Raw genomic sequence first — 12,614 nt, 5'->3', positions numbered from 1 at the left:
TTCGGCCAAATCCGCGATCTGTACGCAGGCTCGGCGGCCTCGTCGCGGGCCCGAAACCCCGGTAGTGTCCCCGGACATGGAGCGGCGCGTCCTCGAGGCGATCATCTATGAACGCGAACCGCCGATTGCGCGGATCATCCTCAACCGGGTCGACAAGGCCAACACCAAGGACGCGGTGTTGGTCACCGAGGTCGACAACTGCCTGCACGAGGCCGACCGCGACAACGAGATCAAGGTCGTCATCCTCAAGGCCAACGGCAACGGCTTCTGCGGCGGCCACGTGGCCCGCTGGGGCCCGGACGAGAACCCCTACCCCGACTTCGGAAACACCTTCGAGGAGCTGTACAAGGGGACCGCCGACCTGTTCTTGTGGCCCACCCTGTACCTGTGGGAGTTTCCCAAGCCGACGATCTCGCAGATCCACGGCTACTGCATGGGCGGCGGGATCTACCTGGGCCTGCTGACCGACTTCTGCGTGGCCTCCGACGACGCGTATTTCCAGATGCCCCTTGCCCAGAGCCTCGGCGAGCCGGGCGGGCACACCATGATCGAGCCCTGGTTGCTGATGAACTGGCATCGCACCATGGACTGGCTGCTGCTGGCGCCGACGCTGTCGGCGCAGCAGGCGCTGGACTGGGGCCTGCTGAACAGGGTTGTGCCACGCGAAGATCTGGAAGACACGGTCGAGGAGATGGCCCGCAAGATCGCCCAGATCCCGTTGACCACGCTGATGGCGGTGAAGAACAACGTCAAGCGGGCCTGGGAGCTGATGGGGATGCGGGTCCACCTGCAGGTCAGCCACATCCTGACCAACATGGTCGGCGCCGCCTCCGACGTCCAGGCACGCCGCGCCGAGCTCCTCGAATCGGGCATGAAGCCAAGGGATTTCGTCGCCCGCGACGAGGGTTCCTAGCTACCTGCCGGCGGCGTGCCGCGCGGCGACGTAGCCGAACACCATCGAGTTGGCGATGCTCGCGCCCGCGCCCGGATACGTGCGGCCCATCACCGTCGCGGTGGTGTTGCCGGTCGCGTACAGGCCCTCGATCACCAGGTCCTGTTCGTCGAGAACCTGGGCGTGCTCGTTGGTGAGCACCCCGCCGCACGTCCCGACGTCCGCGGGGAAGACCCTCGTGGCGTAGTACGGCGCGCGGTCGAGGGGACCCAGGGCGGCGTTGGGCCGATAGCCGGGGTCGCCCAGGCAGTCGTTGTAGGCCGACTGACCGCGCCCGAAATCGGGGTCCAGGCCCTTGGCGGCGAACCCGTTGAACCGGCCGATGGTGTTCGCGAGTTCGTCGGCGGGAAGGTCGATCTGGCGGGCCAGATCGGGAATGGAGTCGCCGCGCTTGACGGCGCCGCTGTCGACGAGCTGGGGCGGCAGCCGCCGCTTGAGCGGGTTGGTGCCCGCCACGTAGCGGCGCACGTAGCCGTCGTCGAAGATCATCCAGCACGGCACCGCCTTGTTGGCGTACATCGCCTTGCCGACCTCGACGTAGGAGTTCGACTCGTTGCAGAACCGCCGCCCGCTAGCGTCGACGTAGATGGCGCCGGGCCGCTGCCGGCCGGAGCCGAGCGAGGCGGCCGCCGCACCGCCGTTGGCGATGAAAACCGAAGGCAGCCACCAGGCTTCGTCGAGCAGGTCGGTCTTGGCGCCCAGCCGCATCGCGGCCTGCAGCACCTCGCCGGTGTCGCCGGCGTTCGCGATCGACCACTGCGCCTCGTTGGGCTGGTCGCCGCTGTACCGGCGGCGCATCTCCTTGTTGTGGCCGAATCCGCCCGCGGCCAGCAGGACGCCCTTGCGGGCCCGCACGTTCAGGGTTGCGCCGCCGCGCGTGAGGCGGGCGCCGACGACGCGGCCGTCCTCGACGATCAGGTCGTCGAGCGCCGCGTTGGTCCACAGCGGCGGCTGCCCATCGCTGAGATCGATCAGCGCCTTGAGCATCTGGCCGATCAGCGAGGAGCCGTTGGTGAGGATCTGGCGGCGCCGCGCCCGGGCGGAAGCGGTGCGCAGGAACACCTTGGTAGCCACCGCGAACGCCCGCGGCGAACGGTTGTAGTACTGCACCGAGCGCAGTTCGTTGGTCAGCAGCACGAACCCGTAATTCTTGGCCAGCGGCGGCTGCACCTTGTCGCTCCAGTCGCCCAGCTCGGCGGCGTCGAACGGGACGCCCTCGATGGCGCGCCCGGATTCGTTGCCGCCCTTGTGGTTGGGGTAGTAGTCGCTCCACCCGTCGCAGCGGACGAGCCGCACGCCCTTGCGGATCAGGAAGTTGGTCATCGCGTAGCCAGCGGTGAGGAACGCCTCGCGGCGCGCGGGCGAGGACGGCGCGCCGATGTCGCCGACCACGTCGGCCAGGTAGGCCAGCCCGTCGTCGTGCGAGTCCGCGACGCCCTGCGCCCGCATCAACGGGTTGTTGGGCAGCCAGACGATGCCGCCCGACAGCCCGGTGGATCCGCCGACCAGCGCCTGCTTTTCGAAAATCAGCGGTTCGAGCCCGCAGTCCAGCGCGGCCAGCCCGGCCACCATGCCGCCGCCGCCGCTGCCCGCGATGAGCAGGTCGACGGAGCGGTCCCAGTGTGTGCTCACCTTGCCTCCAGCCCCAGGTCGACGATCGGCACGTCGATGGTGGTGTTGGTCTTCTGGATTGCGGGCACCAGCGCCTCGTACGGCAGGCCGGCGAGGAAGCCGTCGACGACGCGTTCGAAGTTGGAGATCAGCCCCTCGATCCGGCTGGACAGCCGCATGTACTCAAACCCCTTGGAGTGCAGGCCCTTCTGCTGCTTGGGCAGGTTGGAGAAGTCCTGCGCGGGAATGGGGGGCCAGCGCGGGTCGTCGGGCGCCATCGGCTCCGGCGGGGTGGGCCGGCCCGCCGACTCGTCCGACGGCAACCGGGTGAGCGACCAGATCTCGAACAACGTCTCCTCTGGGCCGAGCGGGCGGATCCGGTACGACGAGGCGCTGCTGTATTGGGGCAGCAGGAAATAGTGGGGGAAGCAGAAATTGATCGCATCGAGGAGGCCGCGCCGCTCCAGGTCGTTGAGGTCGGGCATGTCGCAGCCCCGGGCGCGGTGCCAGTTGACGATCGCGTCGTTGAGGGCGCTGTGCCACGTGGCCATCGCCGCGGCCGGATCGGCCGGCAGGTCCATGGTCTGCAGGCCCTCGGCGATGCGGATGTCGTTCTCGTGGGTCATCCCGGCCATGCCCTCGCCGAGCGTGCGCATGAAGTACAGGTTGGTCTGGGCCAGGCCCGGCGTTTTCGACGTGTTCGGCATCGAGGACGGCAGCAGCTGCGGGTGGGTCTGCGGGACGTGATAGCCCTCCATGAACGCGGCCGTCGCCAGCCGCCAGTTCACCGGCAGCCGACAGGCCTGCCACCACTCCACCCGCAGTGACTCCACCTTCCACGCGTCGTATCGCGACGCGAACGGCTCGAAGCAGTCCCGCAGTGGCGGGGCGCCGTCGTCGAGGTTGATCCACGCGCACCCGCCCCAGAGCTCGCAGCGCACCGACACCAGCCGCAGGTCGTCGGGGTCCAGGTTGTGCTCGTCGAACTCCTCGGGCCGCAGCACGAAGGTGTTGCGCCCGTCGATGCCCCAGCACCAGCCGTGGAACGGGCACACGAAGGTGCGCCGGGACCCGTTACCCTCCACCAGCTTTACGCCGCGGTGGCGGCAGGCGTTGTGGTAGGCGCGGACGGTCTCGGCGTCCACCCGCACGACGATGATCGACTCGTCGAGGATCTCGTACTCGACGTAGTCGCCGGGCTTGGGGATCTCCTCGAGCCGGCACGCCATCTGCCAGACCCGCGGCCACAGCAGCTCCTTCTCCAGCGCGTAGAACTCGGGGTCGTAATAGCGCTGCTTGGGGATCCGGTCGGGGGTTTGCACCGCCCACGGCACGTTCCTAACTTTCATAGCCGCCCTCTTCTACACGATCCGTGACGTGCGTCCCTGCCAGTAACGCTCGCGGATGCGGCGCTTGTAAAGCTTCCCGTTCGGGTCGCGGGGCAACTCCGGGTCGAATTCGACTGTGCGCGGGCACTTGTAGCCGGCCAGGTGGGTCCGGCAGTACGCGATGAGTTCGGCCTCCAGCTCGGGCCCGGGAGCCACGCCGTCGACCGGTTGCACGACGGCCTTGACCTCCTCGCCGAACTCGTCGTTGGGCACGCCGAACACCGCGGCGTCGACCAGCTTGGGATGCATCACCAGCAGGTTTTCCGCCTCCTGGGGGTAGATGTTGACCCCGCCCGAGACGATCATGAACGTCGAGCGGTCGGTCAGGTAGAGGTATCCGTCGTCGTCGACGTAGCCCATGTCGCCCAGGGAACGCCAGCCGCGGTCGTTGGATACCGACGCGGTCTTGGCGGGATCCTTGAAGTACTCGAACGCGGGGCCGCCCTCGAAGTACAGCTCGCCGGACTGGCCGACCGGAACCTCCCGCCCGTCCGCGCCGACGACGTGGACGGGGGCCATGGGCACGCCCACCGAACCGGGGTGGGCCAGCCACTCCTCGGGGCCGATCGTGGTGCCCGCGAATCCCTCGGTGCCGCCGTAATACTCGTGGATGATCGGCCCGAACCACTCCATCATCCGGTGCTTGACGTCCACCGGGCAGGGCGCCGCCGCGTGGATGACGCACCGCAGGCTCGACACGTCGTAGCGGCTTCGCACCGATTCGGGCAGCTTCAGCATCCGCACGAACATGGTCGGCACGAACTGGGCGTGGGTGACCCGGTGCGTTTCGATCAGGCGCAGCACGGTCTCGGCGTCGAACTTGCGCACCAGGATCGACGCGGCGCCCACCCGGTTGACCGCCATCGTGTAGTTCACCCCGGCCGCGTGGTACAGCGGCGCGGGGGACAGGTACACGCTCGAGGAGTCCATGCCGTACTTGTGGATCAGGGCCATCTCCAGCACCGCCTGGGCCCAGGATCCGTTGCCGTCGACGGGAAGCGGCCGGCGCACCGCCTTGGGCCGCCCGGTGGTCCCGGACGAGTAGAGCATCTCCGACCCGTCCGACACCGGTGGCGCCTCGCCAGAGGATGCCAGCGCGTCGTGGTAGGAAGCCCAGCCCGGCAGCGGCCCGCCGGCGCCGATCAGGACGTCCGGCCGGGGGCTGTTGTCGCGGAGTTTGGCTGCCAGCTCGGCAAACTCCGAGTCGACGAACAAAGCCCGCGCCTCGCAGTCGGAGACGATGTAGGCGACCTCGTCGACGGTGAGGTGGGTGTTGACCGGCGTGTAGTACAGCCCCGAAAGCTGGCATCCCCAGGTGATTTCGAGAAATTCCGGTCGGTTGGCGACGAGGAGGGCCACGGCGTCGCCGCGCCGCAGCCCCGCCGCGTGCAGGACGGCGGCCACCCGCCGGCCGCGGGCATACAGGTCGCCGAACGAGATCGTGCCGCCCTCGGTGATCAAGGCCGGCGACTGCGCGGCCGCGCTCGCGTGGTCGGCGATGTTCACGCGCGGGACCTAAGCCGTTGTGGCGCCGTCGGTCTGGGCGGCGGCCGCGGCCTGGCGGCGGGCCTGCTCGGAGGGCAGCACCTTGTCCTTGAACACGGTCTGGATCAGCTGTTGGACGTCCTTGCTGATCGATGCGAGCGCGACCAGGTCGTTGGAGCTCTGCCAGTGCACGCGCATCCCCATCAGCTCCCAGGCGCGCTTGAGGTTGGCCTTGGTGGCCAGCAGCGTCGTCATCGGCGCTTGGGCGATGTGCCGGGCGATGGCGTCGACGCGCGCGTCGAGTTGGTCGCGGGGGACCACCTCGTTGACCAGGCCGACCTCCAGGGCCTTCTTCGCGTCGATGACCTCGGCGAGGTACAGGTAGTAGGCCGCGCGGCGCCAGTTCATGAAGATCCACGGCTCGATCGAGCACTCTCCGGAGGGCATGCCGAAGCCCTGCAGCGGCGGGTACGAGAAGTAGGCGTCCTCGGAGGCGATGACGATGTCGGTGGTCAGCCCGTAGTGGGTGCCGCCGCCGACGCAATAGCCGTGCACCTGCGCGATGGTCGGCTTCGAGAACTCCCACAGGTTCAGGATCGGCTTGACGAACAGGTCGGTCTGCGGTTTCCACGGGGTGCCCATCACCTGCGCGCCCTCGACGAAGGCCGGGTAGTCGACGGCGTTGTTGCCGATGGCGTGCCCGGAGCAGAAGCCCTTGCCGTTGGCCTTGAGGATCAGCACCTTGATGTCGTAGTCGCGGTCGGCATCGAGCAGGGCGGCGTCGACCTCTTCGGCCAGCTTCTGGTCCTGGGCGTTGGCCTTCTCGGGCCAGTTGAGCGTGACCCGTGCGATCGGGCCCTGCTTTTCGTAGATGATTCTCTCGCGGGTCTCGTTGAGGTCCATGTGGCGTGCCTTTCTGAGTTATGAAGTGATGACGCCGATTTCGGCGCCGATGTCGTAGGTGGTCCCCACCTGTCCCGTCCACCGCACGATGCCCGAGGCGCCGGCCTCGATTTCCTGTTCCACCTTTTCGGTGGCGATCACGTAGATCGGCGTGCCCGCCTCGACGTGCTCGCCGGCGTCGACGAGAAGGCCGGTGAGCTCGGCCTCCGACACCGCCACCGACACGCGCGGAATCCGAATCACGAAGTCAGCCACGCGTTCTCGCCTCCGCGAGCGTCCGCTGGGCGGCCGCGACGATGCGCGCCGGGGACGGGTAGACCTGCGCCTCGAGCGCCGCCGCGGCCGGGTTCGGGACGAACCGGGCGCCCACCCGCTCGACGGGCGCGGCCAGCTCGGAAAACAACTCGGCGTGCAGGATCGCCGCGATCTCGGCGCCAGGGCCGGCGAACCGCACCGCGTCGTGCACCACCACGACTCGCCGGGTGCGCCGGGCGGATTCGACGATGGTGTCGACGTCGAGCGGTACCAGGGTGCGCAGGTCGACGACCTCGGCGCTGACGCCGTCGGCGGCCAGCGCGTCGGCCGCCGCGAGCGCGTCGTGCACGGCGCGCCCGTAGCTGATCAGCGTCACGTCGGTGCCGGGCCGCTTGACGTCGGCCCGGCCGAGCGGAATGGAGAACCCGGGATCGACGGTGACGGGCCCCTTCTTGCCCTGCAGGCGGATGGTCTCGATGAACAGGCAGGGGTCGGGGTCGAAGATCGCCGCCGTCAGAAGGCCTTTGCCGTCGCGGGGGGTGGACGGCACGATCACCTTCATCCCGGGGATGTGCATGAACCACGCCTCCAGGCTCTGCGAGTGCGTGGCGCCGGTGGCCAGCCCGGCGTACACCTGGGTGCGAATGGTGATGGGCGCCGTGGTGCGCCCCGCGGTCATGAACCGCAGTTTGGCCGCGTTGTTGATCAGCTGGTCGGCGGCGATGCCGATGAAGTCCATGATCATGATCTCCGCGACGGGCAGCATGCCATCGATCGCCGCGCCGATCGCGGCGCCGACGATCGCGGCCTCGGAGATGGGGGTGTCCAGGACCCGTTCGTGGCCGTACTTCGTCGACAGCCCGGCGGTCGGCCCGGACGCGCCCGGGTCGGCAATGTCCTCGCCCAGCAGGAAGACTCGGTCGTCAGCGGCCAGCGCCTGGTCGAGCGCGAGGTTCAGCGCCTCGCGCATCGTCATCTCTTGATCGGCCATGAACTACACCGGAAACCCGATGGCCGTCGCGTAGACGTCGCGGTCGAGTTCGTCGGCCGAGGCTGGGTCCGCGGCCATGACAGTGCGCAGCGCGGCCTCCACCGCCGCCACCGCCTGCTCGTCGATGCGGTCGAGCTCGTCGTCGCCGCAGCTGCCGGCCTCGGCGAGGTGGGAGCGGAACCGGGGCACCGGGTCGGCCGCCAGCGCGGCGGCCAGCTGATCCTTGGGGATGTAGGGCATCCGGTCACCGAAGTAGTGACCGCGGAAGCGGAAGGTCACGCACTCGATGAAGGTGGGTCCGCCGCCACCCCGGGCGCGGTCCAGCGCCTCGTCGAGCGCCGATTTCACCGCGAGCGGGTCGTTTCCGTCGACGCGCACACCCGGCATGCCGTAACCGGCCGCGCGCTGCGCGACGTGTTCGAGCTTCATCGTGTCCGCCGTCGGCGTCATCTCGGCGAACAGGTTGTTCTGGCAGACGAAGACCAGCGGCAGGTCCCACAGCGCGGCCATGTTGGCCGCCTCGTGGAACGAACCGGTGTTGGTGGCGCCGTCGCCGAAGCTGACCACCGTAACGCGGTCCAGGCCTTTGCGTTTGGCGGCCAGCGCCAGCCCGACCGCCACCGGCGGTCCGGCCCCGACGATCCCGGTGGACAGCATGACGCCCTTGTCCGGGTTGGCGATGTGCATGGTGCCGCCCTTGCCGCGGCTCGCGCCGACGGTGCGACCCATCATCTCGCCGTAGATCTCCTCAAGCGGGACGCCCTTGCCGATCAGGTCGTGCAGCCCGCGGTAGGTCGTCACCAACTGGTCGTCGGGGCGCAGCGCCACCCCCATCGCGGCGGCGATGGCCTCCTGGCCGCGCGACGGCCAGTACACGCACATGAACTCGCCGGTGCCGATGCCCTTCGAAAGCCGGTCGTCGGCGGCCTTCATCAGGACCATCAGCTCGTAGAGTCGACGCTCGCTCACCATGAACCCCCGGTTACGTTGTCGCCCAAGCCGGTTCGCGGCATTACGCGCCCGACCACGGCTTGACCTTGAGGAAGCCGCCGCCGTCCACCCGGAGCTGCTGGCCGGTGATATAACGGGCCGCGTCCGAGGCCAGAAACAGCACGGCCTCGCTGATGTCCTCGGGCTCGACGTAGGGGATGGGCATCGCCTGGACCACCGGGAAGACAGGCTCGGCGTCCGCGCGGGTGGGTTCCTTCAGATCGGGCCGGAACGCGCGGTACATCGGCGCGCTGTGCAACATGTCGGTGTTGACGTTGGTCGGATGCACCGCGTTCATCCGGATGGAGAACTTCGCCAGCGCCAGCGCGAAGTCGTTGACGTAGTGTGCGGCAGCGAGTTTCGCGAACGCGTAGCCGGCCCCGCCCGGCCCACCATCGATTCCGGCGGTGTTCATCGAGGACATGAACGCCGCGTTGGACCCGATCACGATGATCGACGCGCCGGCCTGCAGGTGCTTGAGGCTGGCGTGGACCAGGTTGAGCACGCCGACCAGGTCGACGTCGACGGCGTCGGCGAACGCCTGCGGAGGCAGGCCCGCGGTAAGCGGGCAGATACCGGCGTTGGCGACGACGATGTCGAGGCGGCCGAACTCGGCCACACCCCGATCGATCGCGGCGGAAAGGGCGACCCGGTCGCGCACGTCGGCGATCACCGGGTACGCGCGCTGGCCCTCCTTCTCGACCAGGCGCGCCGTCTCGTCGAGGTCCTCGGGCCGGGCGAGCGGGTACTCGTTGGTGTCGATGTCGGCGCACAGATCCACCGCGATGATGTCGGCGCCCTCGGCGGCCAGTAGCCGCGCGTGGGAGCGGCCCTGGCCGCGCGCGGCCCCGCTGATCACGGCCACCTTGCCCGTCACCCTGCCCATCGCGCGTCCTTTGCCCCGGTTCCTACCTGAACGACCCGCGTTGGGGGCCAAGGTGATTCGCTACGGACGCGTGCGCGGCGCGCATCGACTGCACCGCGGATCGGGATCGGACCAATGGTCGGCTCCATCGCATGGGCTATCAATGTCCCTTAGAGTAGCTAGAATATCTAAAATAGCAAGAAATGGTGCCTGGCCCGAGGGGGTTCCTGTGACCGGTGTCCTACACGGGGTCCGGGTGGTCGAGTTGGCGTCGTGGACCTATGTGCCGTCAGCCGGGGCCGCGCTGTCCGACTGGGGCGCCGACGTGATCAAGGTGGAGGGCGTGGCCGCGGGCGATCCCGGCCGCGCGCTCGTCGTCGGCGGCTTCACCCGCGAGGCGGCGCGCCCGGACGCCGACTTCATCCTCGAGCTGGGCAACCGCGGCAAGCGCAGCATCGCCGTCGACATCAAGTCCGAAACGGGTCGCGCGTTCTTCGGCCGGTTGCTGGCCAGCGCGGATGTGTTCCTGACCAATTGGCTGCCCGGGGCGCTCGAACGGGCGCGGCTCACGGTCGACGACATCCGCGGGTTCAACCCGAAGATCATCATCGCGCGGGGGACCGGGCTGGGGGTCCGGGGCCCGGACCGGGATCGGGGCGGGTTCGACGCCGCCACGTACCTGGCGCGCGGCGGGGTGGCGTACACGCTCACGCCGTTCGGCACCGACACGCCGGCCGTCCAGGGTCCGGGGTTCGGTGACCTGCAGGGCGGGGCGACGCTGGCCGGCGGCGTCTGCGCGGCGCTGTTCCACCGGGAACGCACCGGCGAGCCCACGATCGTGGACTCCTCGCTGCTGGCCCAGGCAATGTGGTCGATCGCGCCGTCGATATCGGCGGCCGATTTCTTCGACATCGACGGCATCCCGGGAGCGCCGCCCGGGCTGGCCATCAACCCGCTGGTCAACCGGTACAAGACCAAGGACGGCAGGTGGATTCAGCTGGTCTTCCTGCAGCCCGACAAGTTCTGGGCCGGCTTCTGTGCGCGCATGGGCCTGGCGGAGCTGGCCACCGACGAGCGATTCGTGCCGTCTTCCAACCTGATCGCCAACGCCGCCGCGGCGACCGAGATCGTGGCGAACGCCTTTGCCCGCCACGACCTTGCGCACTGGCAGCGGGTGCTCGCCGACGAGCCCGGCGTGTGGGGCGCCCTCGCGACGCCCCGGGAAACCCTCAACGACCCGCAGGTCGAACCCAACGGGTACGTGGTGACCAACGTCGACGACCACGGCGAGCGCTACCGGATCGTCGCCGCGCCGGTGCAATTCGACGAGACCCCGCCGGCGCCCGCCCGCGCCCCGGAACACGGGCAGCACACCGAGGAGATCCTGCTCGGGCTCGGCGTCGACTGGGACGAGATCGCGGCGGCCAAGGACGCCAAGGCGATTCTGTAAGGGGCTCGCGCTGCGCCGAACGTGCACTGATGGCGGCCTTCCCGAGTCTGAGGGCGATTTTTTCGCCCTGAGAACACGCTCGGCGCGGCCACGTTCCCGGGCCGGGGCCGGTTGACCGCGGCGCTGGACCCGCTGTGACGGCCCCCGTCGCATAGTCGAGAGGACCGGCGCGCGCGGTGTGAAACGGTCCCGAAACGGTCACGAGCGGATACCGATGCGGGCAGCGCTCTGGCACAACGCGTTCGCCGCGCAAATCATTGCATAGGGGCGCCTTTTAAGGATTACGGGCGCAACGATGCGCACCGCGCGGATTCTCTTCCGCTTCGCACGTCGCGGATTTCGTTCGGGCGCAACAGGAGGGATCGACAGCATGATGGCGAACTGGGTTCCAGCCCAGACTTCGTACGGCCCGAATTCGGGCCGCATTCTCGACACCGCACGGGGCATTCTCATCGGCCTTCGCCGCTGCCCGTCGCATGTCGCTTTCGATGAATTGCACAGTGCCGCACTGCGTCACAAGGTGCCGGTGTTCGCCATGGCGTGGGCGCTGGTGCACCTGGCCGGCGATGGCGAGAAGACGCCCAGCTTCGTCGACGCGCAGTCCGCGGCCCGCCGCGAGTGGGGCTCGCTGTTCGGGAGGTCGGCCGCTGTGAGTTGGTGACGGGGGGTGAGGAACGTGGCGCGGCCGGGGTCCTGGGGGGTACCGCGGCCGCCGCCATCACCTCGCCGTCATCAGCCGCCCGCGAAAGCGGTACTGGCGACGCGTTTCTCGACCGGGCGCGTCAGGCCGAATGCGGCGCGCCGAGGACCACGAACGCCTCGACCGCGGTGGCCTGCTCGAAGCCCTCGACCTCCACGCGCCATTCGTAAATCCCCGGTTCCAAAGGGATTCCGCCCGGGATGTTGAGGGTGAGCGGCATGCGGACCGCGGTGCCGTGGATGGCGCCCGGCGGTCGCCCCGCCTCGGCCGACGCCTCGAAGGAGATCTTCTGGGCGCCCTGCGCGCCCATCACCACCACCGGTTCGCCGTCGGTGGTCAATAGCTGGCAGGTCAGCTTGTGCGGTTCGTTGGTCTCATCCCAGTCGATGTCCAAAAACAGCACCAAAGCGAAAGGGGGCGTGGGCGTTTGACACTGCCGCCACCCCAGCCCGAGGGCATGGACCTTGCCGGATTGGGCGTCGGCCTGCGCCGCGTCCGCGAGAAACAGGCTGATCTTCATTGCCGCCGCCTCACGCCATTCACCCGATCCTTCCCCCGCCTCGTGTCGGGAGGATCATACCTGCGCGCGCAGCGGCCAGCGCGGGTGCCGGTGACCTCGGCTATGCGCCGTTGGGCCGCGGCGCCGGGCCGTGCTCCTCGGCCTGGGCCAGCTTCTCCGGGCAGTACGCCGACGCCGCGATGGCCGCGAACTTGGCGGCGCCGGCGCCCTGGAACCCGGGGTTGCGCTCCTGCAGGTTCTTGACGATCTCCTGGCCGGTCATTCCGTCGTCGGCCAGGCTGCACACCTGCTTGCCCGCCGTGACCGCGCGGTCGGCGTTCATATAGGTCAGCCCGGCCTGCGTCAGGGCGGTCAAGAAGGCCTGGTCCTTGGCGTCGGCGTGGGCCGGGGCTGCGGTGCCTACCAGCACCGCGGCACACGCCGCCAGCAGCACGAGTCTCATATTCCGTGATTCTGGCAAAGCGCCTGCGCGCCCGCATCCGTTGCGGCCAACGGGAGTTTAAT

Annotated in this window: 13 protein-coding genes; 3 read left to right on the top strand and 10 right to left on the bottom strand. The window is 69.0% G+C overall.

Annotated features, from left to right (window positions below; translation table 11 throughout):
- Positions 1 to 76: 76 nt before the first annotated feature.
- On the top strand, positions 77 to 913 hold the full coding sequence (locus AC5Y4Z_RS20625) for an enoyl-CoA hydratase-related protein (RefSeq protein ID WP_499966597.1): 837 nt from the start codon (positions 77 to 79) through the stop codon (positions 911 to 913).
- Here the strand turns inward: AC5Y4Z_RS20625 and AC5Y4Z_RS20620 are convergent, their stop codons facing one another.
- The 8 genes from AC5Y4Z_RS20620 to AC5Y4Z_RS20585 form a co-directional block, all read right to left on the bottom strand.
- Entirely contained in the window at positions 914 to 2,584 is a 1,671-nt protein-coding gene (locus AC5Y4Z_RS20620) for an FAD-binding protein (protein WP_499966595.1), read from the bottom strand.
- Positions 2,581 to 3,912 carry an aromatic ring-hydroxylating oxygenase subunit alpha gene (locus tag AC5Y4Z_RS20615; protein WP_499966593.1) on the bottom strand — a complete coding sequence of 444 codons (1,332 nt, stop codon included), beginning with the start codon at positions 3,910 to 3,912 and terminating at the stop codon, positions 2,581 to 2,583. Before AC5Y4Z_RS20615 ends, AC5Y4Z_RS20620 begins: the two co-directional genes overlap by 4 nt.
- Before the next feature lie 12 nt (positions 3,913 to 3,924).
- A complete protein-coding gene (locus AC5Y4Z_RS20610) occupies positions 3,925 to 5,457 on the bottom strand; it encodes an acyl-CoA synthetase (protein ID WP_499966591.1) in 1,533 nt (510 codons plus the stop codon).
- 9 nt (positions 5,458 to 5,466) lie between these two features.
- Positions 5,467 to 6,339, bottom strand: coding sequence for an enoyl-CoA hydratase-related protein (locus tag AC5Y4Z_RS20605; RefSeq protein ID WP_499966589.1), 873 nt, complete (start codon positions 6,337 to 6,339; stop codon positions 5,467 to 5,469).
- Positions 6,340 to 6,357: 18 nt separating this feature from the next.
- Entirely contained in the window at positions 6,358 to 6,594 is a 237-nt protein-coding gene (locus AC5Y4Z_RS20600) for a lipoyl domain-containing protein (RefSeq protein ID WP_499966587.1), read from the bottom strand.
- Positions 6,587 to 7,585: an alpha-ketoacid dehydrogenase subunit beta gene (locus tag AC5Y4Z_RS20595; RefSeq protein ID WP_499966585.1), complete on the bottom strand. Its 999-nt coding sequence runs from the start codon at positions 7,583 to 7,585 to the stop codon at positions 6,587 to 6,589. The genes AC5Y4Z_RS20600 and AC5Y4Z_RS20595 overlap by 8 nt, the downstream gene beginning before the upstream one ends.
- 3 nt (positions 7,586 to 7,588) lie before the next feature.
- The gene (locus AC5Y4Z_RS20590; RefSeq protein ID WP_499966752.1) at positions 7,589 to 8,527 is read right to left on the bottom strand and encodes a thiamine pyrophosphate-dependent dehydrogenase E1 component subunit alpha; all 939 of its coding nucleotides are present in this window, start codon (positions 8,525 to 8,527) and stop codon (positions 7,589 to 7,591) included.
- Positions 8,528 to 8,597: 70 nt separating this feature from the next.
- Complete coding sequence (locus AC5Y4Z_RS20585) at positions 8,598 to 9,461, bottom strand: mycofactocin-coupled SDR family oxidoreductase (RefSeq protein WP_499966583.1); 864 nt, start codon at positions 9,459 to 9,461, stop codon at positions 8,598 to 8,600.
- A gap of 208 nt (positions 9,462 to 9,669) precedes the next feature.
- On the opposite strand from AC5Y4Z_RS20585, the gene AC5Y4Z_RS20580 reads away from it, so the two are divergent.
- Positions 9,670 to 10,890: a CaiB/BaiF CoA transferase family protein gene (locus AC5Y4Z_RS20580; RefSeq protein ID WP_499966581.1), complete on the top strand. Its 1,221-nt coding sequence runs from the start codon at positions 9,670 to 9,672 to the stop codon at positions 10,888 to 10,890.
- 370 nt (positions 10,891 to 11,260) lie between these two features.
- Positions 11,261 to 11,551 (top strand): ANTAR domain-containing protein, encoded by a 291-nt coding sequence (locus AC5Y4Z_RS20575; protein ID WP_499966750.1) that lies wholly within the window; start codon positions 11,261 to 11,263, stop codon positions 11,549 to 11,551.
- A gap of 121 nt (positions 11,552 to 11,672) precedes the next feature.
- Here the strand turns inward: AC5Y4Z_RS20575 and AC5Y4Z_RS20570 are convergent, their stop codons facing one another.
- Together AC5Y4Z_RS20570 and AC5Y4Z_RS20565 are read right to left on the bottom strand one after the other, a co-directional pair.
- The gene (locus AC5Y4Z_RS20570) at positions 11,673 to 12,110 is read right to left on the bottom strand and encodes a DUF6941 family protein (RefSeq protein WP_499966579.1); all 438 of its coding nucleotides are present in this window, start codon (positions 12,108 to 12,110) and stop codon (positions 11,673 to 11,675) included.
- 100 nt (positions 12,111 to 12,210) lie between these two features.
- Positions 12,211 to 12,552, bottom strand: coding sequence for a DUF732 domain-containing protein (locus AC5Y4Z_RS20565; RefSeq protein WP_499966577.1), 342 nt, complete (start codon positions 12,550 to 12,552; stop codon positions 12,211 to 12,213).
- Positions 12,553 to 12,614 lie beyond the last annotated feature (62 nt).

This window comes from Mycobacterium sp. NGS63 (assembly GCF_059812295.1).
The sequence above is the reverse complement of the archived record's forward strand: the minus strand, read 5'-3'. Positions and strand labels throughout refer to the sequence as shown.

Excerpts from the sequence above, each read along its gene's own strand:
- AC5Y4Z_RS20625 (WP_499966597.1), top strand. The coding sequence starts at position 77 with ATGGAGCGGCGCGTCCTCGAGGCGATCATCTATGAACGCGAACCGCCG.
- AC5Y4Z_RS20615 (WP_499966593.1), bottom strand. The coding sequence starts at position 3,912 with ATGAAAGTTAGGAACGTGCCGTGGGCGGTGCAAACCCCCGACCGGATC.
- AC5Y4Z_RS20605 (WP_499966589.1), bottom strand. The coding sequence starts at position 6,339 with ATGGACCTCAACGAGACCCGCGAGAGAATCATCTACGAAAAGCAGGGC.
- AC5Y4Z_RS20595 (WP_499966585.1), bottom strand. The coding sequence starts at position 7,585 with ATGGCCGATCAAGAGATGACGATGCGCGAGGCGCTGAACCTCGCGCTC.
- AC5Y4Z_RS20590 (WP_499966752.1), bottom strand. The coding sequence starts at position 8,527 with ATGGTCCTGATGAAGGCCGCCGACGACCGGCTTTCGAAGGGCATCGGC.
- AC5Y4Z_RS20585 (WP_499966583.1), bottom strand. The coding sequence starts at position 9,461 with ATGGGCAGGGTGACGGGCAAGGTGGCCGTGATCAGCGGGGCCGCGCGC.
- AC5Y4Z_RS20575 (WP_499966750.1), top strand. The coding sequence starts at position 11,261 with ATGATGGCGAACTGGGTTCCAGCCCAGACTTCGTACGGCCCGAATTCG.
- AC5Y4Z_RS20570 (WP_499966579.1), bottom strand. The coding sequence starts at position 12,110 with ATGAAGATCAGCCTGTTTCTCGCGGACGCGGCGCAGGCCGACGCCCAA.
- AC5Y4Z_RS20565 (WP_499966577.1), bottom strand. The coding sequence starts at position 12,552 with ATGAGACTCGTGCTGCTGGCGGCGTGTGCCGCGGTGCTGGTAGGCACC.